The organism is Streptomyces sp. NPDC032822 (assembly GCF_055578825.1).
This window is the reverse complement of the sequence record NZ_JBVIOL010000005.1, coordinates 265,456-292,303: the sequence shown is the minus strand read 5'-3', so window position 1 is coordinate 292,303 and position 26,848 is coordinate 265,456. Positions and strand designations below refer to the sequence as shown.

At 72.6% G+C, this 26,848-nt stretch carries 22 protein-coding genes; all 22 read right to left on the bottom strand.

The window, feature by feature from the left end; all coding sequences use genetic code 11:
- Positions 1-165: 165 nt before the first annotated feature.
- Positions 166-1,809 carry a TRAFAC clade GTPase domain-containing protein gene (locus tag ACZ5VD_RS16895; protein ID WP_468682583.1) on the bottom strand — a complete coding sequence of 548 codons (1,644 nt, stop codon included), beginning with the start codon at positions 1,807-1,809 and terminating at the stop codon, positions 166-168.
- On the bottom strand, positions 1,806-4,523 hold the full coding sequence (locus ACZ5VD_RS16890; RefSeq protein ID WP_468682582.1) for a GTPase-associated protein 1-related protein: 2,718 nt from the start codon (positions 4,521-4,523) through the stop codon (positions 1,806-1,808). The genes ACZ5VD_RS16895 and ACZ5VD_RS16890 overlap by 4 nt, the downstream gene beginning before the upstream one ends.
- Positions 4,520-5,776 carry a TRAFAC clade GTPase domain-containing protein gene (locus ACZ5VD_RS16885; protein ID WP_468548094.1) on the bottom strand — a complete coding sequence of 419 codons (1,257 nt, stop codon included), beginning with the start codon at positions 5,774-5,776 and terminating at the stop codon, positions 4,520-4,522. The genes ACZ5VD_RS16890 and ACZ5VD_RS16885 overlap by 4 nt, the downstream gene beginning before the upstream one ends.
- Positions 5,777-5,779: 3 nt before the next feature.
- Positions 5,780-8,668 (bottom strand): hypothetical protein, encoded by a 2,889-nt coding sequence (locus ACZ5VD_RS16880; protein WP_468682581.1) that lies wholly within the window; start codon positions 8,666-8,668, stop codon positions 5,780-5,782.
- A 115-nt stretch (positions 8,669-8,783) separates the two neighbouring features.
- Complete coding sequence (locus ACZ5VD_RS16875; RefSeq protein WP_468682580.1) at positions 8,784-9,533, bottom strand: sirohydrochlorin chelatase; 750 nt, start codon at positions 9,531-9,533, stop codon at positions 8,784-8,786.
- Positions 9,534-9,537: 4 nt separating this feature from the next.
- Positions 9,538-10,416, bottom strand: a complete 879-nt coding sequence (locus ACZ5VD_RS16870) for an ABC transporter permease (protein ID WP_468548091.1) — start codon at positions 10,414-10,416, stop codon at positions 9,538-9,540.
- Positions 10,403-11,188 (bottom strand): ABC transporter ATP-binding protein, encoded by a 786-nt coding sequence (locus ACZ5VD_RS16865; RefSeq protein ID WP_468548090.1) that lies wholly within the window; start codon positions 11,186-11,188, stop codon positions 10,403-10,405. Before ACZ5VD_RS16865 ends, ACZ5VD_RS16870 begins: the two co-directional genes overlap by 14 nt.
- A 36-nt stretch (positions 11,189-11,224) precedes the next feature.
- Positions 11,225-12,334, bottom strand: a complete 1,110-nt coding sequence (locus tag ACZ5VD_RS16860; RefSeq protein WP_468682579.1) for an aliphatic sulfonate ABC transporter substrate-binding protein — start codon at positions 12,332-12,334, stop codon at positions 11,225-11,227.
- Between the two features lie 230 nt (positions 12,335-12,564).
- A complete protein-coding gene (locus tag ACZ5VD_RS16855) occupies positions 12,565-13,893 on the bottom strand; it encodes a sulfate adenylyltransferase subunit 1 (RefSeq protein ID WP_468548088.1) in 1,329 nt (442 codons plus the stop codon).
- Between the two features lie 2 nt (positions 13,894-13,895).
- Complete coding sequence (cysD, locus tag ACZ5VD_RS16850; RefSeq protein ID WP_468548087.1) at positions 13,896-14,840, bottom strand: sulfate adenylyltransferase subunit CysD; 945 nt, start codon at positions 14,838-14,840, stop codon at positions 13,896-13,898.
- Complete coding sequence (gene cysC, locus ACZ5VD_RS16845; protein WP_468548086.1) at positions 14,837-15,424, bottom strand: adenylyl-sulfate kinase; 588 nt, start codon at positions 15,422-15,424, stop codon at positions 14,837-14,839. The genes cysD and cysC overlap by 4 nt, the downstream gene beginning before the upstream one ends.
- Positions 15,424-16,131 carry a phosphoadenylyl-sulfate reductase gene (locus ACZ5VD_RS16840; protein WP_468682578.1) on the bottom strand — a complete coding sequence of 236 codons (708 nt, stop codon included), beginning with the start codon at positions 16,129-16,131 and terminating at the stop codon, positions 15,424-15,426. Before ACZ5VD_RS16840 ends, cysC begins: the two co-directional genes overlap by 1 nt.
- Entirely contained in the window at positions 16,128-16,307 is a 180-nt protein-coding gene (locus tag ACZ5VD_RS16835; RefSeq protein ID WP_468548084.1) for a hypothetical protein, read from the bottom strand. The genes ACZ5VD_RS16840 and ACZ5VD_RS16835 overlap by 4 nt, the downstream gene beginning before the upstream one ends.
- Positions 16,304-18,001, bottom strand: a complete 1,698-nt coding sequence (locus ACZ5VD_RS16830) for a nitrite/sulfite reductase (protein ID WP_468548083.1) — start codon at positions 17,999-18,001, stop codon at positions 16,304-16,306. Before ACZ5VD_RS16830 ends, ACZ5VD_RS16835 begins: the two co-directional genes overlap by 4 nt.
- 126 nt (positions 18,002-18,127) lie before the next feature.
- Positions 18,128-18,211: a putative leader peptide gene (locus ACZ5VD_RS16825; RefSeq protein ID WP_374208414.1), complete on the bottom strand. Its 84-nt coding sequence runs from the start codon at positions 18,209-18,211 to the stop codon at positions 18,128-18,130.
- A 127-nt stretch (positions 18,212-18,338) separates the two neighbouring features.
- Complete coding sequence (locus ACZ5VD_RS16820) at positions 18,339-18,911, bottom strand: GNAT family N-acetyltransferase (protein WP_468548082.1); 573 nt, start codon at positions 18,909-18,911, stop codon at positions 18,339-18,341.
- A gap of 87 nt (positions 18,912-18,998) precedes the next feature.
- Positions 18,999-20,270 carry a hypothetical protein gene (locus tag ACZ5VD_RS16815; protein WP_468682577.1) on the bottom strand — a complete coding sequence of 424 codons (1,272 nt, stop codon included), beginning with the start codon at positions 20,268-20,270 and terminating at the stop codon, positions 18,999-19,001.
- 168 nt (positions 20,271-20,438) lie between these two features.
- Entirely contained in the window at positions 20,439-21,746 is a 1,308-nt protein-coding gene (locus ACZ5VD_RS16810) for a GAF domain-containing protein (RefSeq protein ID WP_468548080.1), read from the bottom strand.
- Between the two features lie 310 nt (positions 21,747-22,056).
- Positions 22,057-23,691: an acyl-CoA dehydrogenase family protein gene (locus ACZ5VD_RS16805; RefSeq protein ID WP_468682576.1), complete on the bottom strand. Its 1,635-nt coding sequence runs from the start codon at positions 23,689-23,691 to the stop codon at positions 22,057-22,059.
- Positions 23,692-23,769: 78 nt separating this feature from the next.
- A complete protein-coding gene (gene sbnA / locus ACZ5VD_RS16800; protein ID WP_468548078.1) occupies positions 23,770-24,744 on the bottom strand; it encodes a 2,3-diaminopropionate biosynthesis protein SbnA in 975 nt (324 codons plus the stop codon).
- A gap of 37 nt (positions 24,745-24,781) precedes the next feature.
- A complete protein-coding gene (gene sbnB / locus ACZ5VD_RS16795; protein ID WP_468548077.1) occupies positions 24,782-25,810 on the bottom strand; it encodes a 2,3-diaminopropionate biosynthesis protein SbnB in 1,029 nt (342 codons plus the stop codon).
- Complete coding sequence (locus ACZ5VD_RS16790) at positions 25,807-26,799, bottom strand: TauD/TfdA family dioxygenase (RefSeq protein ID WP_468548076.1); 993 nt, start codon at positions 26,797-26,799, stop codon at positions 25,807-25,809. Before ACZ5VD_RS16790 ends, sbnB begins: the two co-directional genes overlap by 4 nt.
- Positions 26,800-26,848: the final 49 nt, after the last annotated feature.

Genomic DNA, 26,848 nt, shown 5'->3' with positions numbered 1-26,848 from the left:
AAGGGGACTTGGGTCGATGGGAGGGGTCTCGGGTTCATGAGGCGGCGGGTCAGGTCAGCAGCAGCCGGACGGCGTACGCCGCCGCCCCCGCCGCCAGGACGAGGGAGGCGACGAACAGCCCCGCCGCCATCCGCCTCCCGCGTCCGACGGGTGGTGTCACCTTGGTCATGCCGGGCTGTACCTCTTCTCGCGGTCCGGGCCCGGCCGCAGCCTGAGCCGGCGTTCCCTGCCGCCGGGCCCGCCGCCCGGCCCGGCCAGTGTGCCGGTCCGCAGCCCCGAGGCCGAGAGCAGCCACAACACCGGTTCGGCCGCCCGGCGTTGCTCGCTCTCCAACGCGCCGGCCCCGGTGGCCGCGTGGGCACTGACGGCCCAGTAGCGGGCGGCCCGGAAGTCGTGGCCGAGAGCCCGCACCAGGCCGCCGAGGCCGATCTCCTCCAGCCAGGTGTCGATCCGCGCGCCGGGCACCGGCAGCGACACCAGCTGGTCGAGGACGTCCCGCTTGGTGACGACGGTGGCCACCGACAGCCGTCCGCGCCGGCCGGTCAGCGCGGCGAGTTCACCGGTCAGCCTCTGGTACGTGTCCCACGGACCCTGCGCGGAGGGGCGGGCCGCCCCGGCCCGGGCCGCGTCCTCCGGGCTGAGCCGGCCGCGCACCTTCGGGTCGGCCAGCACATCGGCGACCAGCAGCACACCGTCCGCGTGCGCCAGGTACTGCTGGGCCCGCACCCGCTCGGCCTCGCTCACCGACTCGCCCATCGGGTCGTAGAGATACAGGAGCCGGCGCCGTCGCCCGCGGGTCACGGTGAGCATCAGCGCCCGCGGCTGCCCGCCGGTCGTGGCGTGCGCCCAACCGGACCGTTTCAGCTCCTGGTCGAGGTCGGCGGCCGTACGGCGGTCCTCGTCCAGGGCGTACTCGACGGTGAGGTCGCCGCGCCGCGCGCAGGCGTGCAGGCCCGCCACCATGGCCGCCATCAGCATGGTCTTGCCGGAGGAGGTGCCACCGACGAGCGGCGCGTGCACCACCCGGGTGGTACCGGCCGTCCGAGGCAACGGGCGGTCGCAGTGCGGGCATTGGGCGTCCAGGCGGCCCCGGCCCGCGATCCGGGTGGTCGGCAGCCGGTGCCCGCACGCGCAGGTGTGCCAGAGCACGCCGTACCGTCCGGGCCGCAGCGAGCCGTGCCGCGCCGGGCACTTCGGGCAGCGGTGCACGGCCAGCGGCACCGGCCGGTAACAGCCCGGATAGGGACACTTGACGCGGATGCCCCGGGCCAGCGCCCAGCCGCGCTCCACCCCGCGCAGCACCGGCACGGCCGCCGCGCAGCCGAGCCACACCAGGGCGAGCAGCAGCGCGAACACCACCAGCCCGGCGCCGAGCAGCGCGGAGGCGAGGACGGCGCCCAGGAACGCGCCCACCACGGTTCCGGGCGCCACGAACACCATCATCAGGAACCGGGTGAGGGGTACCGTGCCGGGCCTTCCGCCGGGGCGCCGGCCGTGGAACAGATGGCGGGCGACGCGCTCCAGCCACGGGTCGGAGAACGCCGTCCAGACGACCCGCAGGCCGTACCCCGACGCCGTCCACGCGTCCACCCTCATCTGCCGCCACCAGTACCCGAGATGGGCGGGCTCGGCCGGTCCGACGGGCGGTACGCGACGGTCGTCCAGACCGGTCCGCCAGGGTCCGAGGCCCTGCCAGACGGCCCGCACCCCCATCCCCAGGAGCTGCCACAGCACCCGGCCCAGACAGACCGCGGCGGCGACCAGAGCGACCCAGCCGACGAAGACGTACACCGGCGTCAGCACGGTCATCGGCCGTCTCCCTCGGGCGGCGGCTGGACGTCCCCGGTCCACTGCGGGGCCGCCTCGGCACCACGCCCGCGCCCGGACAGCCGCCCCGCGAGGCGCCCGAGCGCACCCGGCCGGTTCCAGGACCGGAACGCGTCGAGCTTGCCCCGACCGGCCCGGTCCAGAGCCGTCTCGATCTCGGTGTGGTCCTGGGCGGGCAGCGCCCGCACGACGGGCCGCAGCACCTTCGTCAGCAGGGTGGCGCGGGTGGCGTCCCACGCCGCGTGGGTGCCGGGGAAGGCGCTCCAGTCGCAGAAGCGGGCGGCGACGTACGCCGGGGAGGTCCGCAGCCGGTCGCCGACACGGTCCGACCGCCCGGCCCGCTCGTACGCCGCGAGCAGCGCGGGTTCGGCCGAACGGGCCAGCGAGTACACCTCGTTCTCGGGAGTCGTCCCGCGCAGCAGCCGCCGGGCGAGCGTCCGGTACACCCGCTCGGTCACCTGGTCCGGGACCGGCTCGGTCGCCGAGTCGCGCAGCGCCAGCACCCGGTCGACCCACTGCTCGCCCTCGCCCTCGGTGCCCAGCAGGCCCGCGAACTCCAGGAGGAGGAGGGCCGCGCGCTGCCCGGGCCGCAGTTCGGTGCCGAAGCAGCGCAGCAGGTCGGCGGCGAGGACCGGGACCCCGGGGTCGTCGGCGGACGCGGCGAGGGCGGCCTCGATCAGGAGGTCCCGGGTACCGGCCGACCGGTGGATGTCCGAACCCAGCTGGTTCAGCAGCAGACTCGCCTCCTGCCCCGACGGCAGCTCGTCCTCCCACACCAGACGCAGCGCCGTGCGCAGTACGGCGGTGTCGGCGTGCGGCGAGAGACCCGCGGCCCGCAGCACGCCGTGGAACCGTGCGAGCCGGTCGCCCGGTGTGTCGGTGGCCGACGCGGCGACGCACATCCGCAGATGCGGGGAGTTGGGCTCCAGCTCGACGCGCAGCCCCGACCCGGCGAGTGACCGGGCGACGGCCGGCGGATCCGCCGCGGCGAGCGCGTTGAGGGCGCCGAACAGCGCGATACGCAGCGCGGGATGGCCCTGCACGGCGTCGAGAAGAGCGGCCGGCGCGGGGGAGCCGGGCGCGGGGACGTCCCACTGCCCCGGGCCGTCCGGGCGGACCCGGTCCTCGTCGACCAGGCCCCGTGCGAGCCGCCCCGCGAGGTCCGGAAGCAGGTCCTGGCAGTCGACGTCGAGCAGGTCGGCGACGCGCAGCAGGGCGAGCGGACGTCCTACGGCCGGATCCCGCACGTCCGAGATCCCGGCCCGCAACGCCGGTGCCAGGTCACGGCCCAGCTCACCCCGCGCCCTCGGCGTCAGCGCCCCGCCGACGAGCGCCGGCACGGGGCCCCGGCCGAGCACCGCCGACGCCAGCACCCGCGCGGCGAGCGGCGCGGACACGGAGGTCGGCACCTGCCCGTCGAGCCGGACCAACAGGGCGGCCAGCGCGGCCTGTTCCTCGTCGGCGGGAGGGGGAGCGGTTGCGAGAGCGGGAGTGCCCGTGGGGGCGAGACCGCCACCGGTCGTAGGCGGAGCGCCGGGGTGGGGCGGCGCGGAGGGGAGCGGTGGCGCGGACCGGGGAAGTGGCGCGGCCGGGGGCTGGGGACGCGAGACGGCGGGCTGCGGCGGTACGCCGTCACCCGGCACAACCCCTTGATGCCGTACGCCGGCACCGGGTGCTGCCCCCGCTCCGGTGTCCGTACCCGCGCTCGCGCTCACGCACAGCCCCTCCACCAGCGTGGCCAGTGTCTCGTCGGCGAGTTCGTCCGCATGGTCGGTCGCCCAGCGGGCGGCGGCGGTGCGGGCGTCGGTGCGCAGGGCGATACCGGCGGTGAGCGCGGCCACGGCGAGCGGGCCGAGCTCCTCGGCGGCGTCGCGGAACAGGTCGGGGCGTCCGGCGCACCAGACGCGGGCGCACAGGTCGGCCCAGACGTCCGCGACCCGCTCGGGCGGCGGCGGAGCGGTGCTGTCGTGCACCCGGAAGCGGTGGTCGTGGGCGACCGACTCGGAGGACGGCAGCGCCCCGATGATCTGCTGGCGGGCCTGCTGCGGGCGGCGCGTGTAGGTGGTGAAGGTCAGCCGGTGGGCCTGCTCGCGCGGCAGGACCGTGCAGGCGAGCGCGATCCACTGGGCCACGTCGGCGCTGTCCCGCTCCACGAGCACGATCTGCCCGGCGTCCGGATCCGTGGTGAGCGCCCGCAGATCGGCGAAGAACGCGGCGAGCCGGTCGGCCCGGGACACCGCGAACGCGAGCAGGCTCTCCCCGCGGAGCATCCCGGACGGTTCGATGCGGTCGACGGGTTCGGGCCGGCCGCCCGGGGGAGTGGCGTCGGCCCAGCGCGCCGACTCCCACACCGTGACGGGCAGCGCCCCGTCCGGCAGCCGTACTCCGGGCGGCAGATGGAAGGCGTGCGCGTGGAAGTTGCCCCAACGCCCGCTGTAGTCGGCACCGGTGTACACACTGCGGCTGAGCAGCCGTCCCCCGTCGGCGAGTTCACTGCAGCTGAAGGCCTTGGGGAAGCTCCTGAGCTGTTCGGCGTCGGGCCGGGCGGGGGAGTCCCGGGGCGGCTCGTATCCGATGAGCTGTTCCGCCTCCCGCAGCAGCCCCTGCGGGACGCCGGCGCTGACCGCGGTGAAACGGAAGCCCGACCCGTCGGGTCCGGGCGGGGCCGAGGTGTAGTGCAGCTGGGCGAGGGTCACTTGACTTGTTCCTTCGTTGCGGCGCGGAGCGGCAGCAGCCCGCGGTGGGCCAGCAGCCACAGCAGCGGATCCTCCACCCGTACCGGCTGCGGGCCGGACTTGGGCACGTCCGCGGGGGCGTCGGCGGGCGGCGGCGCCCCGAGCGCGGAGAGACCGAACAGTGACAACCGGGCGAAGTCCAGCTCCAGTTGGCGCACCAGGGCGCCCGAGTCCCAGTCCGTCAGCAGGGAGCGGACCTCCTCGTGCACGGCAAGCCGGTCGTCGTCGTCGAAGGTGCCCCGCGGGTGCGGGGCGTTGCGCAGCAGCGGCGAGTGCGGGTCGAGGAGGGACCTGAGCATGTCCGACTTGGTGACGGCCACCGCGATCGGCGTGGTCACCCGGCCTCGCGACCCGCCCTTGCCGTGGGCGCGCAGCTGGGCCGCGAGATCGGCGGCGATCTGCTGCGGCGGGGTCTCCACGACGGGCAGGGGCGGCCCGTCGTGGACGGGCAACCGGTCGCGCACGGAGCCCAGTTGCAGCGGGTCCACCAGCAGGACGATGCCGTCGGCGGCGCTGAGATAGCGGGTGTAGCGGTCCATGGCCTCGGCCCCCGCGAGGTCCTCGCCGGCCGCGTCGAAGAACACCAGCGTGGTGTGCCGGGTGCCGTTGCCGAGCCGGCCGCGCCGGGGCACGCTGAGCCGGTACAGGAGCGGGTCGTTGAAGCCGAGGGCGGCCGGTCTGGTGGCGTCCGGCAGCCGCAGCCGCTCGTACAGGTCCTCGGCCATCTCCCGGTCCCGCTGCTGGGTGGTCTGCCCCATCGCCGCGAGCGAGGCCTGGTAGGCCTGACCCACCCGCTGGTTCAACTCGTTGACCAGGACGGAGACATACGTGCTCTTGCCCGAGGCCTTCGGCCCGACCAGGGCGATGATCCGGCTGTCCTGGTCGCAGTAGTCGCTGGGCAGGTCGTTGTGGCACGAGCGGCAGACCCGTACCGGGGTGGTCACTCCGCAGCCCGGGCAGGCCACGCTGCTGCCCGGGGTGCCGCCGCGCAGTCCGGACCTGAGCGCGGCCACACCGCGCGCCGGGGTGAAGACGGGACCTCGCATCCGGGCCGCCGGGGGCACGCCGGGCCCCATGAACCCCGCCCAGACGTCGTCGCGTTCGGGACCGCAGGGCGAGCCGCCGCGGACGCCGCTCGGGCTCATCAGGCAGCGGTAGGGCAGTCTGGCCGCCGACGTGCGGTCGAAGCAGTAGGGGCAGATGACGGTCGTCATGGATCAGCGCACCACCAGGGTCGCGGGGGACGGTTCTTCGAGTCGCACCGAGGCCGCGTGCTCGCCGAGCAGGAAGCCGCGCAGCGTGTACGGCACCGGGCAGGGCGCGGCCGGCAGTTCCAGCTCGACCGTGCCGAGACGGCTGAGGTCGGTGCCGGGGACACGCAGCAGCGTGGTGCCGTCGGTCGCGTTGCGGGGGCGCAGGGTGCCGGTGCGGGCGACGCACACGAACTCGGGGGCGTCGGGGCGGCTGCCGCCGTCCGGTGCGGAGAGCGTGACCCGCAGCAGCGGTCGTTCCCGGCCGCGACGCAGGCCGAGGAACGCGCGCTGCGGGCGCACCAGTTGGTAGCCGACGGCCGTGTCGGGCGGCAGCACCACCTCGGCGACCGGAGCGGCCACGACGACGGCCCCGGGCGTCCGGGGCACGGTCGCCGCGCGGATCCGGACCCCGCCGGAACCGACGGGCAGCCGCAGCCCACCACGCCGGTACGCGTGCGCGGTGACGATCCGCCCACCCCCACCGACCCCACCCGAACCAGCACCCGAATCCGGGCCCGGCCAGGGGCCCGAACTCGGACCCAGATCCCTGTCCAGGCCCTGCTCCCGGTCGGGGTTCCGGTCCGGGTCCGGGCTTCGGCCCAGGTTCCGGTCCGGGCCCCTCTCCAGGTCCAGGTCTCGCTTTCGGTCCGGGGCCGGGTTCCGGTTCGAGTTCTCGCCGCCGGGCGCGGTCGAGTCCGTGCCCCGGTCCTGGCTCCAGTCCCGGCGGGGGGTGGCCGGGTGCCGGCCTTGGTACTGGTTCCGGTTCGTGTCCCGTTCACGGGGCGTGGTCGGATCCCGGTCCCGGTCCCGGTCCCGGTCCCGGTCCCGGTCCTGGTTCCGGTTCGAGTTCTGGTCGTTGGGCGTGGTCGCGGCCCCGCCCCGATGCCGGACCTGGTTCCGGTCCCGGCCTTGATCCCGGATCTGATCCAGGTCCGGGTCCAGACTCCGGTCCCGCTCCCACCCCAAGTCCCGGTCCCGCTCCCGGCCCAGGTCCGGGTTCGGGCCTCGGCCCTGGTTCCGGTCCCGGCCCGTCCCCACGTCCAGGTCCCGGTCCCGGCCGTGACCCCGGTCCCGGTCCAGATCCCCTTCCCGGCCGTGTCCCCGAGCCCGGGTCGGCTCCGTGGGCTCCCAGGTGACCGTGATCTGTCCGGCGCCGTCGGGCCAGTCGAGGGTCACCTGGGCCTGGCCGTCCGGGAGGCGTCGGGCGGTGAGGCGGGTGATCTGGCCGAGGGCCTCGACGTCGGCCACGGGGCCGGCCAGGGCGCGTTCGCCGAGTACGGCGACGGCGGCCACCCGGGCGTGGGTGCCCGGCGGTGGACAGAGCCCCCTGTCCTTCTCGGGCCAGTCCAGCCGCGCCGGCAGGTCGGCGGTGCGCAGCTCGGCACCGGGCTCGGGGGCGTCGCCGGGCCATTCCACCAACTGGACGTCCGCGTCTCGCACCCCGGTCCAGTCGAAGCGGACGGCCGGGCCGTCGGGGTGGGCGGTGAGGGTGCGGACGGGCTCGGGCCAGCGGTGCACGGTACGGGTGGCCCGGACGCCGGGGGAGGGCACCAGGGTGCCGTCGGGAGACCGGTACCGGCACACGATCCGGAAGGCGTGGACGCCGGTCGGCAGACGGGTCGCGGTGAATCCGTCGGGGCCGGAGACCACCTGCGCGGCCGTTCCGGAGGCCGGCCCGGTGGCGGTGCCGGAGATCGGTCCCGAGGTCGCTCCGGCGGCCGGACCGATGTGCTCGACCGTCACCTCCGCGGCCCCCGACGGTCGCCGCCATGCCCCCGTGACGCGCTCGGGGCCGTCTCTCAGGACCACCCCGCTCACCTCGGGGGCGACCAGGACCCGCTGCGACACCAGCGGCGGACCGTCCACGCGTCCGTCCCGCAACGGCAGAACGGCGTAGCGCACCGACGTACCGAGCGCGGCCTCCTCGTCCCGGGCCGTGCCGCCCCGCACGGACACCTCGCGCACCCGCTGGGCGCCCTGTGCGGTGCGGTACAGGCACAGCAGCCACCAGCCACTGTCCGGCACTCCTTGGTCGGCCCAGGTCAACTCGACGTGGTCCGAGGCGAGTTCGGCGTGCAGCGGGGCCCGGTGGCCGGGACGGGGCCGGTGCACGCGGACCAGGCCGCCCAAGGCCCGCCGGTCGTCCACCGCCTCGCGCAGCGCACGCAGCAGGCCCGCGCTCGCCGTCCTGCCGTCCCCGCGGTCCTCGGCGCGGCGGGCGGCGCGCAGGCCCGCGTCCACGGCGGCGAGCCGCGCGCTCAGGGCTGTCCGCAGCGCGTCGAGGTCCCGGTCGTCGCCGTTCGTCGGCAGTCGCTCCAGCAGGGTGCGCGCCTGGTGGAGCCGATGCCGTTGCCAGGCGTCGGCGACGGCCTCGGCGGCGCCCCGCTGTCGTGCGGTGAGGGCGGGGCGCAGCCGGGCGGCCGTGACCAGACCGGCGGCCTCGTCGGGGTGGATCCCCAACTCCAGGGCAGCACGGGGGCGTTCGGCCTCCGGGCGGTCCTGGAGGAGGCCTATGAGCTGGTACAGCAGCACTCTGCGCGGTGCCCGCGGGTCGGCCCGGTGCAGGTCGGCCAGCAGCGCGGCGAAGCCGGACACCGGGCCCCCGGACCGGGCGAGGTCGTCCAGCAGCGTGCCGTCCACCCGCCGCAGGCCGCGCGGTCCCGAGGGCACGTAGAGCCCGTCGAGGACCCGTAATCCGCCGCCGGAAGGGGCCAGGGCGTCGCCGAGGTGCCGTAACCCCGACGCGTGCTGGACCGCGGCGAGTTCGGCGTAGGCCGGGACGAGGGGGCTCAGCGGCAGACCGGACAGGGCCCGCGGCAGCCCCAGATGATGCCCGAACTCACGACCCGCCACGTGTGCCGCTCTCCCCCGACTGGTTCTTCGAGGGACCATCCCAGCAGATACCGGGCCGTAAGGAGGCGACTTTTCCGGAATCCGCGCAGGGCGGACCGGTCAGGAAAACCGCACGTCAGGCGCCGACCGCGGCCAGCGCGGGCATCCTCGCCGCCGCATAGCGCGCCAGCAGCAGCCGAGCCACCTCCGGAGCCGCGCCCAGCACGTCGGCCAGGACGTCCGCCTCGGCCGCGCCCCGCGCGATCCGGTCCGGCAGGAAGCCCGGCGCCAGGACGTAGGGGGCGACGGCGACCCGCTCGCAGCCGAGGGCGCGCAACTCCCGTACAGCGTCCTCGGTACGGGGCAGGGACGCGGAGGCGAACGCAGGCCGCACGGCGCACCAACCGGTGTGCCGCCACTCCCGCGCGATGTCTGCGATCACTGCGATCGCCTCCGGGTCGGTGGACCCCGCCGAGGCCAGCACGACCCCGGTCGAGGACTTGTCGGTGGGCGTCAACCCCGCCTCGTACAGACGCCGTTCGAGTGCGGTCAGCAGCAGCGGCGACGGGCCGAGCACCTCGGCCTGCCGGATCCGCAGCCGCGGCGGCGCGTCCCGCAGGACCGCCGGGATGTCCGCCTTCGCGTGGAACGCCCGGGTCAGCAGCAGCGGAAGGGCGACGACATCACGCACGCCCTCCGCCGCCAGAGACTCCAACACGCCCTGTACGGAAGGGATGTTGAAGTCCAGGAAGCCGGTCTCCACCCGGATGTCGGGGCGCATCGCGCGCACCCGGCGCACCAGGGCGTGCACCGTCCCGGCGTGCCGCGGATCGCGGCTGCCGTGGGCGATGACGACGAGGACGGGGCGGACCGGCTTCTTGTCCATGGGATCAGCTCTTCACCAGCAGGCCTCGGCTGCGCAGCACCCACCGCTCCAGCGGACTGAAGATCAGCAGGTCGATCGCGATGCCGACGAACAGGATGAGCAGGATGGCCTCGAACACCATGGCCATGTCGCTGGCCGTGCGGCCGTTCTCCAGCAGTTGTCCGAGGCCGACGCCGAGGTCGGGGAACTGCGCGATGATCTCGGCCGCCATCAGCGAGCGCCACGAGAACGCCCACCCCTGCTTGAGGCCCGCGACATAACCGGGCAGCGCGGCCGGCAGGGTGACGTGCCAGATGCCCTTGACGCCGGTCGCGCCCATCGTGCGGCCGGCCCGCAGGAACAGCGGCGGCACCTGGTCCACGCCGGACACCAGTCCATTGGCGATGGAGGGGACCGCGCCGAGCAGGATCACCGCGTACATCATCGAGTTGTTCAGGCCCAGCCAGATCACGGCCGGCGGCACCCACGCGACCGACGGCAGCGACTGGAGACCGGACAGGATCGGGCCGATGGCCGCGCGGATGAACTTCACCCGGGCCACGACCAGTCCCAGCGGGGTGCCGATGAGCAGCGCGAAGAAGAAGCCCAGCAGACCGCGCGAGACGCTGGTCCAGATGTAGCCGAGCAGGTCGCCCTTCAGCCAGGCGTCCTGGAACGCGCTCCCCACCGCGCCCGGCGAGGGCAGCTTGGACGGGTTGTCGACGATCGGGTAGAGCAGGTACCAGATCACCATGACCACCGCGACCGCGATGATCGGCGGGAAGATCTTGTTGACGAAGGTCTGCCGGAAGGTCGGGCGGCTGGTGGCCGCGGTCTCCAGGGCGTCGAGGCCCGCCTCCACGCTCCCGGCGTCCTGGACCGGTGTCGTGTCAGTGCTGGCCATGACGGCGGATCTCCCCACGCAGTACATCGGTGATCTCAAGGGACAGTTCGGCCACGGGCGCGTCCTCGATGCGCCGCGGCTGCGGGATGTCGACCGTCCACTCGCGCGCGATCCGGCCCGGACGGGAGGACAGCAGGATGACCCGCTGCGCGAGCCGCACCGCCTCGCGCACGTTGTGCGTGACGAACAGGACGGAGAGGCCGGTCTCCTCCCAGATCCGGGTCAGTTCGTCGTGCAGCACGTCCCGGGTGATGGCGTCCAGTGCCGAGAACGGCTCGTCCATCAGCAGCAGGTTGCTCTCCTGCGCGAGCGCGCGGGCCAGCGCCGCCCGCTGCCGCATACCGCCGGAGAGTTCGTGGACGCGCTTGCCGTACGCGCCCTTGAGCCGGACCAGTTCGAGCAGTTCCTCGGCCTTGTCGCGGCGCTCGGGCTTGGCGACTCCCTTGAGCTTCAGGGCGAGTTCGATGTTCTTGCCCGCGGTCAGCCACGGGAAGAGGGCGTGCTCCTGGAACATCAGGGCCGGGCGGCCGTCCGTGGTGATGGCCCCGGCGGAGGGCTCGTCGAGGCCCGCCACCAGGTTCAGCAGCGTGGACTTGCCGCAGCCCGAGGCCCCCAGGAGGGTGACGAACTCACCCGGCGCGACATCGATGCTGATGTCGTCCAGGACGAGCTGCTGTCCGCCGGGTGTCGCGAAGGACTTCGAGACGCGCTCCAAGCGCGCCGCGTACTCGACGGTCTCGTCGGCCTTGGCGAGTGTCGTGGTCGTGGCCATGGTCGTCACCTCCTGGGAACTCGTCGGGTGTCTACGTCAGCTGGTGCCGAGACCGGCGTCGTCGACCGCGCTCTCGCCCTCGGCCTTGAGGACCTTGTTGAGGAGGGTGAGGTCGTAGATGCCCTTGAGGTCGGGCTTCTCCAGCAGGCCGGCCGTGACCGCGTGCTCCGCCTCGGTGTTGAGGGTGGCGGCCAGCGGGTCGTTGGTGAACTGGATCGACGTCCAGGCCGGGTCCAGGACGTCGGTCGGCAGCGCCTTGCCGGAGTCGAGCTCCAGCTGCTTGTTCGCCGAGGCCTTCGCCGCGTCCGGGTTGGCGTTGATCCACTTGTTGGTCTCGACCGAGCCCTTCAGCACGGCCTCGACCACGTCCGGGTGCTCCTTGAGGAAGTCCTGCCGCACGATGATGTTCGTGATCACGAACTTCTTGTCCGGCCACAGCGACGCCTCGTCGAGCAGCACCTTGCCGCCCTCGGCGACCAGCTTGGACGCGGTCGGCTCCGGCACCCAGGCACCGTCGATGGAACCGGACTTGTAGGCGTCCGGGGTGATCTTGTTGTCGGTGCGGACGACCGTGACGTCACCCTTGCCGCTCTGCGCGTCGACCTTCCAGCCCTGGTCGGCGATCCAGTTGAGGAACGCCACGTCCTGCGTGTTGCCCAACTGAGGCGTCGCGATCTTCTTGCCCTTGACGTCCTTCAGGGACTTGATCTTCTTCGGGTTGACGACCAGCTTCACGCCGCCGGACGCCGAACCGCCGATGATCTTCAGGCTCTTGCTGTTGGACTTGACGTACCCGTTGATCGCCGGGGAGGGGCCGATCCAGCCGATGTCGATGGACTTGGAGTTGAGCGCCTCGATCTCGGACGGGCCGGCGTTGAAGATCGCCGGCGAGACCTTGGTGGCGCCCAGCTCCTTCTGGAAGAAGCCCTTCTGGACACCGACCAGGGCGGTCCCGTGGGTCAGGTTGCCGAAGTAGCCGATCTTGACGGAGTCGAGACCGTCGATCTTCTTCGCCCCGGCGGCGACCTTGGCGGCGCCGTCGTCCTCGGAGTCGGACCCGTACCCGCAGGCGGCGAGCGTCAGCAGCGGCAGAGCGGCGACTACGGCGATGCCGCGGCGCAGGAAGGTGGAACGAATGGCAGGCACGGGAGGCTTTCCTCTCGTTGGCCCGGCGGTCACGGTCTCAGGTCGTGGCCGGGAGGTCGGCAGGTCTTCGTCGCATCCGGGACGTCGGGTGGGGGGACGGGGCGCGCAAGCGGTGCGCGTACGTCAGCACGCACATCGCGCCACCCCGCCCTGCCCGCTGCCGAGGTGCCCGCTGCCGACGCGGCCGCCCTCCTTCGCGAACGAGGAGTAGAAGTCGGTGGAGTTCATGCTCAGAAGTCCCACCCGTCGTCCTCGGAGGCGTCCTTGACGGGCTCCGGGGAGGCGAACGACTCGCCGACCATGCCGGCCGTGAGCGTGGTGCCGTCGTTCGGGTCGATCAGGATGAACGAACCGGTGCGCCGCGAGTCGGCGTACGAGTCGACGGGCAGCGGCTCCGCGGTACGGATCTTGACCCGGCCGATGTCGTTGGCGACGAGCTGCCCCGGATGCGGGTGCAGGGACAGGTCGTCGAGCGTGAGCCGGGACGGGATGTCCTTGACGATCGCCTTGACCGTGCGGGTGCCGTGCTTGAGCAGCACCCGGTGGCCGACGGTCAGGGGCGCGTCGGCGACATGGCAGACGGTCGCCTCGACGTCCTGCGTGGTGGCCGGCGCGTCCTTGCTGGGCACGATCAGGTCGCCGCGCGAGATGTCGATGTCGTCCTCCAGGAGGAGGGTCACCGACTGTGTCGTCCAGGCGATGCCGACCGGCTTGCCGAGCAGGTCGATCCCGGCGATCTTCGAGGCCCGCCCGGACGGCAGCACGGTGACCGACTCGCCGACGCTGAAGGAGCCGGCGGCGATCTGGCCCGCGTAGCCCCGGTAGTCCGGGTGCTCGGCGGTCTGCGGACGGATCACGTACTGCACGGGCAGCCGGGCGTGGCAGTGGCTCAGGTCGTGGATGACCGGGACCGTCTCCAGGTGTTCCAGGACGGTCGGGCCGCCGTACCAGTCCATGTTCGCGGACGGCTCCACGACGTTGTCCCCGGCCAGCGCCGAGATCGGGATCGCGGTGACCTCCGGGACGCCCAGCTCGGTCGCGTACGCCGTGAACTCCTCGGCGATGGCGGCGAACACGGGCTCCTGGTAGTCGACCAGGTCCATCTTGTTGACGGCGAGCACCACGTGCGGGACGCGGAGCAACGCGGCCAGTGCCGCGTGCCGGCGGGTCTGCTCGACGACGCCGTTGCGGGCGTCGATCAGGATCACCGTCAGCTCGGCCGTGGAGGCACCCGTCACCATGTTGCGGGTGTACTGCACGTGTCCGGGGGTGTCGGCGAGGATGAACCGGCGCCGGGGCGTGGCGAAGTAGCGGTAGGCCACGTCGATGGTGATGCCCTGCTCCCGCTCGGCCCGCAGGCCGTCGGTCAGCAGCGCGAGGTCCGGGCCCTCGGCGCCCCGGCCGACCGAGGCACGCTCGACGGCCTCCAGCTGGTCGGTGAGGATCGACTTGGAGTCGTGCAGCAGCCGGCCGACGAGGGTGGACTTGCCGTCGTCGACGGAGCCCGCGGTGGCGAACCGCAGAAGGGTCGTCTCGGTGAGTTCCGTGATCGTGCTCATGGCTAGAAGTACCCCTCGCGCTTGCGGTCTTCCATCGCGGCCTCGGACATCTTGTCGTCGGCGCGGGTGGCGCCCCGCTCGGTGAGCCGGGAGGCGGCGATCTCGGTGATCACGGCCTCCAGCGTGGTGGCGTCGGAGTCGACGGCGCCGGTGCAGGACATGTCGCCGACCGTGCGGTAGCGCACGAGACGCTTCTGCACGCTCTCGCCGTCCTTGGGGCCGCCCCACTCGCCGGCGGTCAGCCACATGCCGCTGCGCGAGAACACCTCGCGCTCGTGGGCGAAGTAGATCTCGGGGAGTTCGATGCCCTCGCGGGCGATGTACTGCCAGACGTCGAGTTCGGTCCAGTTGGAGAGCGGGAAGACGCGGACGTGTTCGCCGGGTGCGTGGCGGCCGTTGTAGAGGTTCCACAGTTCGGGTCGCTGGCGGCGGGGGTCCCACTGTGAGAACTCGTCCCGCAGGGAGAACACCCGTTCCTTGGCGCGGGCCTTCTCCTCGTCCCGGCGTCCACCGCCGAAGACGGCGTCGAACTTCTCGGCCTGGATCTTCTCCGTCAGCGGCAGCGTCTGGAGCGGGTTGCGGGTCCCGTCCGGACGCTCCTTGAGGACACCGCGGTCGATGTAGTCCTGCACGGACGCGACATGCAGCCGCAGGCCGTGTCGTTCGACCGCACGGTCGCGGTACTCCAGCACCTCGGGGAAGTTGTGCCCGGTGTCCACGTGCAGCAGCGAGAAGGGGACCGCCGCCGGGGCGAACGCCTTGAGCGCCAGGTGCAGCATGACGATGGAGTCCTTGCCGCCGGAGAACAGGATCACCGGCCGCTCGAACTCGCCCGCCACCTCGCGGAAGATGTGCACGGCCTCGGACTCCAGCGCGTCCAGGTGGGAGAGGGCGGACGGGGCGTCCGTGCCCTCGCCGCCCTTGACCTGGGCTGTGGTCGTCGTCATGCCAGTCCCCTCTCGGTGAGCAGCGCGTGCACAGCCGCCGCGGACTCCTGGACGGTCTGGTCCTGCGACTCGATCCGCAGGTCGGGCGAGTCGGGCTCCTCGTACGGGTCGTCGACGCCGGTGAGCCCCGTCAGCTCGCCCGCCGCCTGCTTGGCGTACAGACCCTTCACATCGCGTACGGAGCACACCTCGACCGGAGTCGCCACATGCACCTCGATGTATGCCGCGCCGCTCTTCTGGTGGCGCCCCCGGACGGCCTCGCGGCTGTCGGCGTACGGGGCGATCACCGGCACCAGCGCCGTGACGCCGTTGCGCGCCAGGAGCTCGGCGAGGAAGCCGATGCGCTGCACGTTCGTGTGCCGGTCCGCGCGGCTGAAGCCGAGGCCCGCCGAGATGAACTCGCGGATCTCGTCGCCGTCGAGCACCTCGACGAGATGGCCCTCCTCGCGCAGCCGGCCGGCCAGCTCGTACGCGATGGTGGTCTTGCCGGCACTCGGCAGACCCGTGAGCCAGACGGTGGCTCCGGTTCTCACGTGCAACTCCTCGGTGGTCTCGGGGTTCGCCTGAACGGCGGGCCTGCTCATCAGTGCAGCCCGCACTCGGTCTTGTTGCGGCCCGCCCAGCGGCCGGCGCGCGCGTCCTCGCCCTCCAGGACACGGCGGGTGCAGGGGGCGCAGCCGACGGAGGCGTAGCCGTCCATCAGCAGCGGGTTGGTCAGCACCCCGTGTTCGGCGGCGTACGCGTCCACGTCGTCCTGGGTCCAGCGGGCGATCGGGGAGATCTTGACCTTCTGGCGCTTCTCGTCCCAGCCGACCACCGGGGTGTTCGCCCGGGTCGGGGACTCGTCGCGGCGCAGCCCGGTCGCCCAGGCCTGGTAGGCCGTCAGGCCCTCCTCCAGCGGCTGGACCTTGCGCATCTTGCAGCACAGGTCGGGGTCGCGGTCGTGCAGCCTGGGGCCGAACTCGGCGTCCTGCTCGGCGACCGTGCGGCGCGGGGTGAGCGTGATGACGTTGACGTCCATCACGGCCTCCACCGCGTCGCGGGTGCCGATGGTCTCCTCGAAGTGGTAGCCGGTGTCGAGGAAGACGACGTCCACGCCCTTGCGGACCCGGGACGCCAGGTGGGAGACGACCGCGTCCTCCATCGAGGAGGTGACGCAGAACCGTGGGCCGAAGGTGTCGACCGCCCACTGGAGGATCTCCAGCGCGGAGGCGTCCTCCAGATCGCGGCCCGCCCTCTCGGCGAGTTCCCTGAGATCCGCTGTCGTGCGCTCTTCCTGAGCCGTCGTCATATCTTGTCTCCCCCTGCGTCGGTGGGCTGAAGGCCCCGGGCGAGCAGCCCGAGGAACTTCAACTGGAATGCGCGATTGCAGGCCGCGCATTCCCACGCGCCGTGAGCCTGCTCGCTGGGACGCAGGTCCTCGTCGCCGCAGTAGGGGCAGTAGAAGGGGGCGGCGCGCTCGCTCATGAGAGGGCCTCCTCGGAAGCACGCGTGGCCCAGACGGCGAAGCGCTCGCCCTCCTCACGCTCCTCCTGGAAGCGGGTGAGGACACGCTCGACGTAGTCGGGCAGCTCGTCCGACGTGACCTTCAGGCCACGGACCTTGCGGCCGAAGCCGGCCTCCAGACCGAGGGCGCCGCCCAGGTGCACCTGGTAGCCCTCGACCTGCTCGCCCTCGTCGTTGAGCATGAGCTGGCCCTTGAGACCGATGTCCGCCACCTGGATACGGGCGCAGGCGTTCGGGCAGCCGTTGAGGTTGATGGTGATCGGCTCGTCGAACTCCGGGATCCGTCGCTCCAGTTCGTCGATCAGCGAGGCGCCGCGCGCCTTGGTCTCGACGATGGCGAGCTTGCAGTACTCGATGCCGGTGCAGGCCATGGTGCCGCGCCGGAACGGGGACGGCTTCGCGGTCAGGTCCAGCGCCTGCAGGCCCTCGACCAGCGACTCGACCTGGTCCTGCTCGACATCGAGGACGATCATCTTCTGCTCGACGGTGGTACGGACCCGGCCCGAGCCGTGCGCCTCGGCGAGTTCGGCGATCTTCGTCAGGGTCGCGCCGTCCACGCGGCCCACGCGCGGGGCGAAACCGACGTAGAACCGGCCGTCCTTCTGGCGGTGCACGCCGACGTGGTCGCGCCAGCGCGCCACCGGCTGGGCGGGCGCCGGGCCGTCGACCAGCTTGCGCTGGAGGAACTCGTCCTCCAGGATCTGGCGGAACTTCTCCGGGCCCCAGTCGGCGACCAGGAACTTCAGCCGGGCGCGGGTGCGCAGCCGCCGGTAGCCGTAGTCGCGGAAGATGCCGATCACGCCGGCCCAGACGTCCGGGACCTCGTCCAGCGGGACCCAGGCGCCGAGCCGGACGCCGATCTTCGGGTTGGTGGACAGACCGCCGCCGACCCACAGGTCGAAGCCTGGTCCGTGCTCGGGGTGGTCCACGCCGACGAACGCGATGTCGTTGATCTCGTGGGCGACGTCGAGCAGCGGGGACCCGGAGATCGCCGTCTTGAACTTGCGCGGCAGGTTGGAGAAGTCCTTGCTGCCGATGTACCGGGTGTGGATCTCGTCGATCGCCGAGGTGCCGTCGATGATCTCGTCCTCGGCGATGCCGGCGACCGGCGAGCCGAGGATGGTGCGGGGCGTGTCACCGCAGGCCTCGGTGGTGGAGAGACCGACCGCCTCCAGGCGGTTCCAGATCTCCGGGACGTCCTCGATGCGGATCCAGTGGTACTGGACGTTCTGCCGGTCGGTGAGGTCGGCGGTGCCGCGCGCGAACTCCTGGGAGATCTCGCCGACCACCCGCAGCTGCTCGGTGGTGAGCCGGCCGCCGTCGATCCGGACCCGCAGCATGAAGTACTTGTCGTCCAGCTCCTCCGGCTCCAGGATCGCGGTCTTGCCGCCGTCGATCCCGGGCTTGCGCTGGGTGTACAGCCCCCACCAGCGCATCCGGCCGCGCAGGTCGTTGGGGTCGATCGAGTCGAAGCCGCGCTTGGAGTAGATCGTCTCAATGCGTGTCCGCACGTTGAGACCGTCGTCGTCCTTCTTGAACTGCTCGTTGCCGTTGAGCGGGGTGAAGTGACCCGCGGCCCACTGACCCTCACCGCGGTGACGGCTCACCTTGCGGCGGGGAGTCGCGGCAGCAGGATTCTGCGGGGTGGCGGCCATGGTTGATACGTCCTTCGGGACAGGCGGGACAGCGGCTCTGACCTGCGCGCGCGGGCGCATGGGTGTACGTGCGCGTCGTTGCGCAGAAAAAGGAGACGAGGGAAAACCGGGTGGTGCTGAGGCTCTTCAGACCACCGGACAGATGGCGCTGGACATGCGGCCGAGATCGACGTGCCGCCGACTCACCAAGGCGATTCCAGTTCCAGACATGACGGAAGCGTGTCACGGCGATCTGGACACAGTCCAGCTTCGTCCGTCATGTGGACACCCTTGTCTCGGAGGGTGAGACAAGGGTGTTCTCGGTCACAAGCGTCGCGGGAATACTTGTCGTCGCAGGTCAGGCGGGGTAGGCCCCGGGCCAGGGGCCCGGCGCGGCCACCTCCGGCTTCTCCTCCACCTGGGTGTCGAAGAGCCTGAAGCCCCGGCGCAGATAGTTCTCCCGCGCGTACTCGCCGTCCAGGCTGCACGTGTGCAGCCAGACCCGCTTGGTCGAGGCCAGCCCCGGCCCGCGGTCCGCGAGATCCCAGGCGCGGGCGACACCGTACGACAGCAGGTGTCCGCCGATCCGCCGGCCGCGGAAGGCCGGCAGCAGCCCGAAGTAGGCGATCTCCACGACGCCGTCGTCCTGGGCCTCCAGCTCCACGAACCCGGCGGGCGTCCCGCGGTCGAGGGCGACCCAGGTCTCCACCTCGGGCCGGTCCAGGTACTCCTGCCACCGTGCGTACGACCAGCCCAGCCGGTCGATCCAGCGGATGTCCCCGCCGACGGACGCGTACAGGAAGCGGCTGAACTCGGGCGAGGGGACCTCGGAGCGCACGACCCGCACGTCCCCCTCCGGCGCGGCGGCCGGGAGGAGGTCGGTCGGGGCGGTCTGCTCCAGGGACCAGGTGGTCACGGGGATGTTGGTCATGGCCGCCAGGGAACCATCTGCCCCGGTGATCTGTCGATCGCGCTCGGTGGTCGTCCCACCGAGCGGTCGACGGTGGTCGGCTGTGGTCTATTTCACCGAGTGGTCGATCGCGGCGAGCGGCAGGCCGAACAGGACCCGGCCCGACTGCGACCAGACCTCGCCGGACGCCTGCCCGTAGGAGAGGGACGGTGTCCGGGCACTCCAGCAGTGCTCCGTGTCGTCGGACCCGCACCGCGTGGACCGCGTCACGTCGTCGTCCAGCCGTGACAGCGTGCCGTGCCCGCCCCGCTCGTCGGAGGCGCGGCTCAGGTACCACTCGGAGCGGTACGAGAGCACGCCCTGGACGTCGGCGGCCTCCGTCTCGTACACCTGCGTGGCGTCCGCACGCCCGGCGAAGTCGGTGGCGAGCAGCCCGGAGCGGGCAGGGTCGCTGCCGAAGGCGTAGCGCCACAGGAGACCGTGCTCGTCGTCGTCCGCCGTGGCGCGCTCGCGAGCGACCAGGCTGTTCGGCGAGGTGCTGCGGTCGAGGGAGATCCCTGCGGGGTCGGCGCCCGTGCCGCTCGCGCGGTACGAGCCGACGGCGGGCAGGATGTAGCGGGCGCCGTGCGCCGACCAGCCGCCGGGCACCTTGCCGACCGCGTCGCTGTCCACCGTCGTGCGCTGGACGCGGTTCAGGTCGTAGACGTACATCCCGTCAGGGGCGGTGACCAGCAGTTTGTCCTGGTACCAGACCATGCCGGAGACATCGGAGTCCAGCGCCCGGTAGGTGCGCCCGCCGTCGACCGGGACGGTGAGCAGGACCCAGGCGTACGTCAGCCGGTCCATGTCGTTCGCGTCGACGAAGGCGACCCGGGCCAGGCCGTGGCCGCTCGCCGTGGCGTTCTGCGACCAGCCGGAGAGGATGACGCGGTTCTGGCCCCAGAAGCCGTCGTCGTCGGCGTCCCCGGACGTGGTCACCGCGCCGGCCTGCCAGGAGCGGGTGTCGGCGGCGTCCCAGCAGTGGGCGCGGGTGGCCGCCGGCTCGACGGGCAGCGCCTTGAGGTCCCCGGCCGGACAGTCGGCCGCGGCACGCAGGCTGTGGTCGGCGTCCTTGAGGACCGCGCCGACGCCGACGGGCTTGCCCATCACCGAGGCGAGACGGTCGAGGGAGGCCTCGGGCACCAGCTGCTCCTGCAACCGCAGGGCGGCGGTCCGCTCGGACGAGGTGACCGGCTTGAGGCCTGCCGGTTCCTCGTCCACCTGGGCCTGTGAAGCACTGATCATGGTGGCGGCGCCGGTCAGGGCGAGGGCGGTCCCGGCGAGGAAGGCGCGCAGCGCCCTGCCCCGCCTGCGGCGACGGTGTCTCCCGCGTTGCTTCATTCGTCCTCCCGAGGCGGGCCAACTGCGCCTGTTGATCCGTACGTTGACCGAGGAGCAGGTGGGGTGGCCCGTAGTGGGGATGCTACGGCAGTGGGACCCCGTAGCGGACGAAGACCCTGCAATTATGCGGAAGATGTACTCCGACGGTGCCCGGAACGTGTCGAAGGCTCAGTCCGGTCCGGCCGGTGCGGTCGTTCCGGTGGCCGCCCGGGCGGCGGCCAGGGCCGGCGCGGTCGAGTGGGGCAGCAGGTCGAGCGGGTCGGCCGGTAACAGCATCTCGACCTCCGCCTCTTCGCAGAAACGATACGGCCGATGTTGCAGAAACCCTCCGAGATAGCGCCGCACCCGGGACATCTCCGCCCGCACGGTCACCGTACGGCCCACATCGCCGAACAGGTCCTGCGCCAGCCCCGCCGCACTGCGACCGGTGCGGTGCAGGGCCAGCAGGTAGAGCAACTCGGCATGCCGGGGACTCAGTTCGTGACTCCAGGAGCCCGCCGAGCCCGACACCGTCACCGACCAGCGGCGCGACCGCGTCAGATCCAGCACGATCCGGGTGACGTCCTGCCGCGCGGGCTCGCCGTCGGGCCGCACCAGCCAGCCGCCCGGCAACGGCTCCAGCACGCACAGCCCGAGCGCCGGCAGCCACCGGCGGCCCGGCGACGGCGACTTGGGCAGCGCGATCCGGTTCGTGTACGCCATCCCGGTCACCGCGGCGGTCCAGCCGTCCCCGTCCACCACCGCGGCCTGCCCCGGGAGCCGGGCCAGCACCGGCGCGGCCACCGCCCGCAGTTGCTCCAGCGAGGCCGTGTGCAGCTCGCGCAGCCGTGCCTCGGCGAGCTTGGCCACCGTGTCGACCCAGGCGAGCGTCGCCGGATGCATCGTCTCCAGCGGCCCGCTCACGTCCACCACCCCGATCAGCCGGCCGTCCCGCGGGTCGACGAGCGGGGCGCCCGTACAGGTCCAGGTGGCGTGGGAGCGGACGAAGTGCTCGGAGGCGAAGACCTGCACCGGGCGCCGGACCACCGCCGGGGTGCCCACGCCGTTGGTGCCGACGACGTCCTCCCGCCAGTCGGCGCCGAGTTCGAAGCCGAACCCGTCCGCCTTGCGCAGCACGGAGGAACTGCCCTCCCGCCACAGCACCCGGCCCTGCTCGTCGGCGACCACCATGATGTGGTGGGCGACGTCGGCGACCGACAGCAACCCCTCCCGCAGCACCGGCAGCACCTGTCTGAGGGTCGTCGTCTCCCGGCGCCGTTCCACCTCCTCGCGGGACAACAGCCCCGACCGGAAGTCGTGGTCGGGGTCGACGCCGCCGCGCAGCATCCGCTCCCAGGACTGCTCGATCACCGGCCGTGGCGCGAACGGCGCGCGCTGCCCGGAGAGGGTGGCGGAGCGCACCTCGCTCAGGACCCGCGCCGCCCGTGCCGAGTCCACGGCGGCGAGCTGCGTCACGTCGGTCGGCGAGAGCGCCACGGGACCTCCCGGAGAAGTATCCGAACGACCGGTTCCCGGCGGCGTGTCGGCCACTCTCCGGAGGTTCGTCCTGACTGTCTGTCTCATAGTGCCGTCTGCCCGAGGCGGAGGGGCACACTCCGCCCACACGGGACGACAAGTTGCAACCCTCTGCAACCCTGGTGGACGGCCGTGCCGTGACTGAAACTTGAGCAACGCCGCCCAGTGCGGCGCACGTGGCTCGAACGGGCCAGTGGCGGGGGTGGTGCCGTGTCGGCGCAGCACCACCTCCGCGCCGTGCGCGGACGGGCGAGGAGGGGGAGTGTCCGGTTCAGGCCACCGGGCGGGCCCGTTCCACCACCGACGCCAGATCGAGCGTGTGCGGCAGCGTCCCGAAGGCCGCGCCCGCGTCACCGCCCAGGCGGGACGCGCAGAACGCGTCGGCGACCTCCGGCGGCGCGTACCGCACGAGCAGCGAACCCTGGAGCACCAGCGCGAGCCGCTCGGTCACCCGCCGGGCCCGGCCCTCGATGCCCTCCAGATCGGCGAGTTCGGTCAACAGGTCCTTGATCGCCCGGTCGAGACGGTGGTCGGCGCCGCGGGCCAGGCCGACCTCCTGGAGATAGGCGTTCAGCGCCGCCGGCTCACGCCGCAACGCCCGCAGCACGTCCAGCGCCTGGACGTTCCCGGCGCCCTCCCAGACCGAGTTGAGCGGTGACTCGCGCACCAGGCGGGGCATCCCCGACTCCTCGACGTACCCGTTGCCGCCCAGGCACTCGGACGCCTCGACGGTGACCGGCGTACACCGTTTGGTCACCCAGTACTTGGCGGCCGGCACCGCGATCCGCAGCAGCGCCCGCTCCTGTTCCCCGCCGTCGTCACAGGCGGCGGCGAGCCGCAGCGCGAGCGTGGTCGCCGCCTCCGACTCCAGGGCCAGGTCCGCCAGCACGTTGCGCATCAGCGGCTGGTCGACGAGCTTGGTGCCGAACGCCTCGCGGTGGGCGCAGTGGTGCACGGCCTGGGCCACGGCCTGCCGCATCAGACCCGCCGAACCGAGGACGCAGTCGAGCCGGGTCGCCGCCACCATCTCGACGATGGTGCGCACCCCGCGTCCCTCCTCGCCGACCCGACGGGCCCACGTCCCGTCGAACTCGACCTCGCCCGACGCGTTCGACCGGTTGCCCAGCTTGTCCTTGAGCCGCTGGAGCAGGAAGACGTTACGGGCGCCGTCCGCCAGCACCCTCGGCACCAGGAAGCAGGTCAGGCCCGCCGGGGCCTGCGCGAGCACCAGGAAACCGTCCGACATGGGCGCCGAACAGAACCACTTGTGCCCGGTCAGCTCGTACGTCCCGTCCTCGGCGAGGGGCCGGGCCGCCGTCGTGTTGGCGCGTACGTCGCTGCCGCCCTGCTTCTCCGTCATGCCCATCCCGAACAGGGCACCCGCCTTGAGGTGCGCGGGCCGCAGCTCGCGTTCGTAGACCTGCGAGGACAGCCGGGGCTCCCACTCGGCGGCCAGCGCCGGGTCGGTGCGCAGGGCGGGCACGGCGGCGTGGGTCATCGACAGCGGGCAGAGGTTGCCGGCGTCGACCTGCGTCCACACCAGGAACGCCGCCGCCCGCCGCACATGCCCGGCCGGTCGGGTCCAGGCCGCGGTGAGGCCCGCCGAGACGCCCTTGCCGAGCAGCCGGTGCCAGGACGGATGGAAGTCGACCTCGTCGACGCGATGGCCGTGACGGTCATGGGTGCGCAGCGCCGGCGGGTTCTCGTTCGCCTGCGCCCCCCACTCCTGCACCTGCGCCGACCCGGCGGCCCGGCCGAGCGCCGCCAGCTCGCCGCACACGTCGTCGAGCAGCTCGGGAGCGGTGTGCCGGTCCACCGCCGCCGTGAGAACCCGGTCGGCGGTGAACACGTCGTACCCGGTCAACGGCGGCGGCTGATTGGTCACGGTGTGGGTGGTACCTGCCATGTACGCGAACCTACCGCGTGACGGCGCGCCCACCGGGCCACCCCGATCCACCCGGCGGCGGCGCTCCCGTCGAACCGCTCACGCCAGATGGGCCAGGGCAGCGGGCGCCTCCGTCTCCGTGACGTCGTTCGGCCAGCCCTCTCGGTAGACCGTGTCGAGATAGCGCTCGCCGAGGTCCGGGGCGATGGCCACCGACGTGAGTTCCCGACGGCCGCCCTGGCCGGCGAGCCACTGGCCGGCGCCGCTGACCACGGTCCCGGTGGAGCCCCCGAAGAGGAAGCCCCGTCCGGCCAGCCGACGGCAGGTGCGGACGGTGTCCGCCTCCTCGACATGGACCACGTCGTCCACATACGTCTCGTCGAGCATCGGCGGCGGCACGCTCGTGCCGAGCCCGGGGATCATCCTCAGCCCCGGCGGCCCGCCGAAACTGACCGAGCCGACACTGTCCACGGCGACCACCCGTACCCGGCGCCGCCACTGCCAGAACCAGCGGGCGCAGCCCATCAGGGTCCCGGTGGTGCCGGCGCCGACGAACAGGACGTCCAGATCCGGGAACCGGCGGGCGATGGCGGGCGCGGTGGTGCGGTAGTGCGCCCGCCAGTTCCCCTGGTTGGTGTACTGGTTGAGCCAGACATAGCGGTCGTCGGCCGCGCACAGCGCCCGCACGTACGCGATCCGCGCGCCCAGGAACCCGCCGTGCAGGTCCGGCTTGTCGATGACGTGGACGTGCGTGCCGAGCGTCTCCATCAGCCGGACGGCCGCCGGGTTGCAGCGGTCGTCGGTCACGCACAGGAACCGGTGTCCCCGGCTCGCCGCGATCACGCTCAGCGCCACGCCCAGGTTGCCGGACGACGATTCGACCAGTGCGGAACCCGGCCGCAGCCGGCCCTCGCGTTCGGCGGCGTCCACCATCTCGGCCGCCGCCTTCAGTTTGATGGAGCCGGCGAAGTTGAACCCCTCGCACTTCAGGTACAGCGGCAGCCCCAGCGTGGCCCGTAGGTCGACGAAGAGTTCGTCCTCGTTGAACTGTGCGGGATCGGAAATGACAGGCATGGTGTCCCCCTATTCGTGCGCCACGAGCCCCGGCCGGTCACCCGTACCGGCGCAGCTCGTGGAAGAACCCGTCGACGACACGCAGTTCGCCCCGTCGGGCGACCTCGTCGTGGACGAACCTGCCGACCGCCAGGTCGAGCACCCCCAGCCCGAAGGGCGAGAACACCACCGTGCGGTCCTTCGGGACGGCGACCCGCCCGGTCAGTACGTCGTCCAGCGTGCCGTCGAGGAACTCCCGCCCTCCGGTGAGCTGTTCGGCCAGGTGCGGTGAGGTCTCGGCCTTGAGACAGTGCTCGACGTCGTCGACGAAGTTCGCCGAGTCGAGCAGGATCCGCGGGTCGAGATCCCTGAGCGACACATGCAGCACCAGCGGATGGTGCGCGAACCAGGCAGGCTCGTGGACGTGCGGCGCGGACGCCACCGTCGCGAAGACCACCAGGTCGCTCGACCGGATCGCGGACTCGGCCGAGGTGTGCACGGTGATCCCGGCCGCCCCCGACCGTTCCAGATAGCCACGGAACCCCGCCGCGCTGTCCGGGGACAGGTCGTACACCCCGGTCTCGTCGAACTCCCAGCCGGTGGCGGTCAGATGGGTGTGGAGGTAGCGGGCGATCAGCCCCGTCCCGACGAACACCACCCGCCGCGGACGCTCCCGCCCCTCGCTGAGGGCCCGGGCCGCCAGCGCCGCCGAGGACGCCGTACGGGTGGCGCTGATCACCGAACTCTCCAGACAGGCGTACGGATAGCCGGTGTCGGGGTCGTTGAGGATGAGGACCGCCGACGCCCGGGGCAGCCCCGACGCGATGTTCTCGGGAAAGCTGGAGACCCATTTCAGGCCGTCCACCCGGTTCGGTCCGCCCAGCGAAGCGGGCAGCGCGATGATGCGGGACGACGGGCGGTCCGGGAAACGCAGGAAGTACGACGGCGGGTTCACGGAGTCCCCGGCCCCGTGCAGCCGGTACACCGACTCCACGAGCTCGGCGATCTCCGGCTCCCGTCCGTTCAGGGCCTGTTGGACCTGTTCGCCGGAGACGATCGAGAACGGCGGGACGCTGAACGTGGTCATACGGCACTCACCTCACGGTCCGCGAGCCGCACCGGGTCGCCCAGCGCGGCCAGCACCTCGCGCGGGCCGTCGAAGGGCTCCCGGCTGTGCGCGGTACGGATGTTGTCGACGAGCAGCAGGTCACCGGTGCGCCACGGCTCCCGCAGGGTGTGGGTCTCGTACACCTCGTTGATCACGCGCACCACGTCCTCGCCGATCGGGTCGCCGTTGCCGAAGCGGGTGTTGAAGGGCAGCCCGTCCGGGCCGTAGACGTCCAGGAGGTAGTCGCGGACCTCGGGGTCCATCGTCCACTCGTTCAGGAAGGCGATCTGGTTGAACCAGCAGCGGCGGCCGTCGACGGGATGACGGACCACCGCGCCCCGCCGCTGCCGGGTGCGGAGCGAGCCGTCGGGCTGCCATTCCGCGGCGATGCCGTGGCCGCGGCAGTAGCGCTCGACGGCGCCGCGGTCGTCGGTGCCGAACGCCTCGGCGACCGACGCGCCGATCTCGTCGTTGTACGTGCGGGTCAGCAACCAGCCCTCCCGCTCGAACCGTTCGGACAGCGCGGAGGGGAGCGCGTCGAGCACCGCCGACGCGTCGGCGACCCCGGTGGCGCCGCCGACCGCGGGCGCCTCCAGGCAGGCGAACAGCAGCAGGGCGGGGAACTCCAGGGCGTAACTCAGCTCGTGGTGCATGCACATCTGCTGGTTGGCGGGCCACTTGGTGGAGGAGTACACACCGTCCGTGTAGCGGCGCCGGGGGGCGAAGGGCTCCCGGTCGGGCATCAGGGAGCCGGCCAGCCGGCGGAAGAGGGCCTCGGCGGCCTGCGGATCGGTCGGACCCAGGCCGCGGACCAGCACCGAGCCGTGTCCGGCGACGACGGTACGCAGCGCGTCACGGTGCTCGGCCGCCCAGCGCGCCGGGTCGCCGGCGGCATCGGCATGGAGAAGGGGAGGCCGGCCGGGGACGAGCTCGACGTCGGGGAGCAGGGTCGGAGATGAGGACGACATCTCGGTGTTCCTTTCGGGTGGTGCGTGGAGCGGTCGATCGGGGGTGGGC

Excerpts from the sequence above, each read along its gene's own strand:
- ACZ5VD_RS16895 (WP_468682583.1), bottom strand. The coding sequence starts at position 1,809 with ATGACCGTGCTGACGCCGGTGTACGTCTTCGTCGGCTGGGTCGCTCTG.
- ACZ5VD_RS16885 (WP_468548094.1), bottom strand. The coding sequence starts at position 5,776 with ATGACGACCGTCATCTGCCCCTACTGCTTCGACCGCACGTCGGCGGCC.
- ACZ5VD_RS16875 (WP_468682580.1), bottom strand. The coding sequence starts at position 9,533 with ATGGACAAGAAGCCGGTCCGCCCCGTCCTCGTCGTCATCGCCCACGGC.
- ACZ5VD_RS16870 (WP_468548091.1), bottom strand. The coding sequence starts at position 10,416 with ATGGCCAGCACTGACACGACACCGGTCCAGGACGCCGGGAGCGTGGAG.
- ACZ5VD_RS16865 (WP_468548090.1), bottom strand. The coding sequence starts at position 11,188 with ATGGCCACGACCACGACACTCGCCAAGGCCGACGAGACCGTCGAGTAC.
- ACZ5VD_RS16855 (WP_468548088.1), bottom strand. The coding sequence starts at position 13,893 with ATGAGCACGATCACGGAACTCACCGAGACGACCCTTCTGCGGTTCGCC.
- cysD (WP_468548087.1), bottom strand. The coding sequence starts at position 14,840 with ATGACGACGACCACAGCCCAGGTCAAGGGCGGCGAGGGCACGGACGCC.
- cysC (WP_468548086.1), bottom strand. The coding sequence starts at position 15,424 with ATGAGCAGGCCCGCCGTTCAGGCGAACCCCGAGACCACCGAGGAGTTG.
- ACZ5VD_RS16840 (WP_468682578.1), bottom strand. The coding sequence starts at position 16,131 with ATGACGACGGCTCAGGAAGAGCGCACGACAGCGGATCTCAGGGAACTC.
- ACZ5VD_RS16835 (WP_468548084.1), bottom strand. The coding sequence starts at position 16,307 with ATGAGCGAGCGCGCCGCCCCCTTCTACTGCCCCTACTGCGGCGACGAG.
- ACZ5VD_RS16830 (WP_468548083.1), bottom strand. The coding sequence starts at position 18,001 with ATGGCCGCCACCCCGCAGAATCCTGCTGCCGCGACTCCCCGCCGCAAG.
- ACZ5VD_RS16825 (WP_374208414.1), bottom strand. The coding sequence starts at position 18,211 with ATGTCTGGAACTGGAATCGCCTTGGTGAGTCGGCGGCACGTCGATCTC.
- ACZ5VD_RS16820 (WP_468548082.1), bottom strand. The coding sequence starts at position 18,911 with ATGACCAACATCCCCGTGACCACCTGGTCCCTGGAGCAGACCGCCCCG.
- ACZ5VD_RS16815 (WP_468682577.1), bottom strand. The coding sequence starts at position 20,270 with ATGAAGCAACGCGGGAGACACCGTCGCCGCAGGCGGGGCAGGGCGCTG.
- ACZ5VD_RS16805 (WP_468682576.1), bottom strand. The coding sequence starts at position 23,691 with ATGGCAGGTACCACCCACACCGTGACCAATCAGCCGCCGCCGTTGACC.
- sbnA (WP_468548078.1), bottom strand. The coding sequence starts at position 24,744 with ATGCCTGTCATTTCCGATCCCGCACAGTTCAACGAGGACGAACTCTTC.
- sbnB (WP_468548077.1), bottom strand. The coding sequence starts at position 25,810 with ATGACCACGTTCAGCGTCCCGCCGTTCTCGATCGTCTCCGGCGAACAG.
- ACZ5VD_RS16790 (WP_468548076.1), bottom strand. The coding sequence starts at position 26,799 with ATGTCGTCCTCATCTCCGACCCTGCTCCCCGACGTCGAGCTCGTCCCC.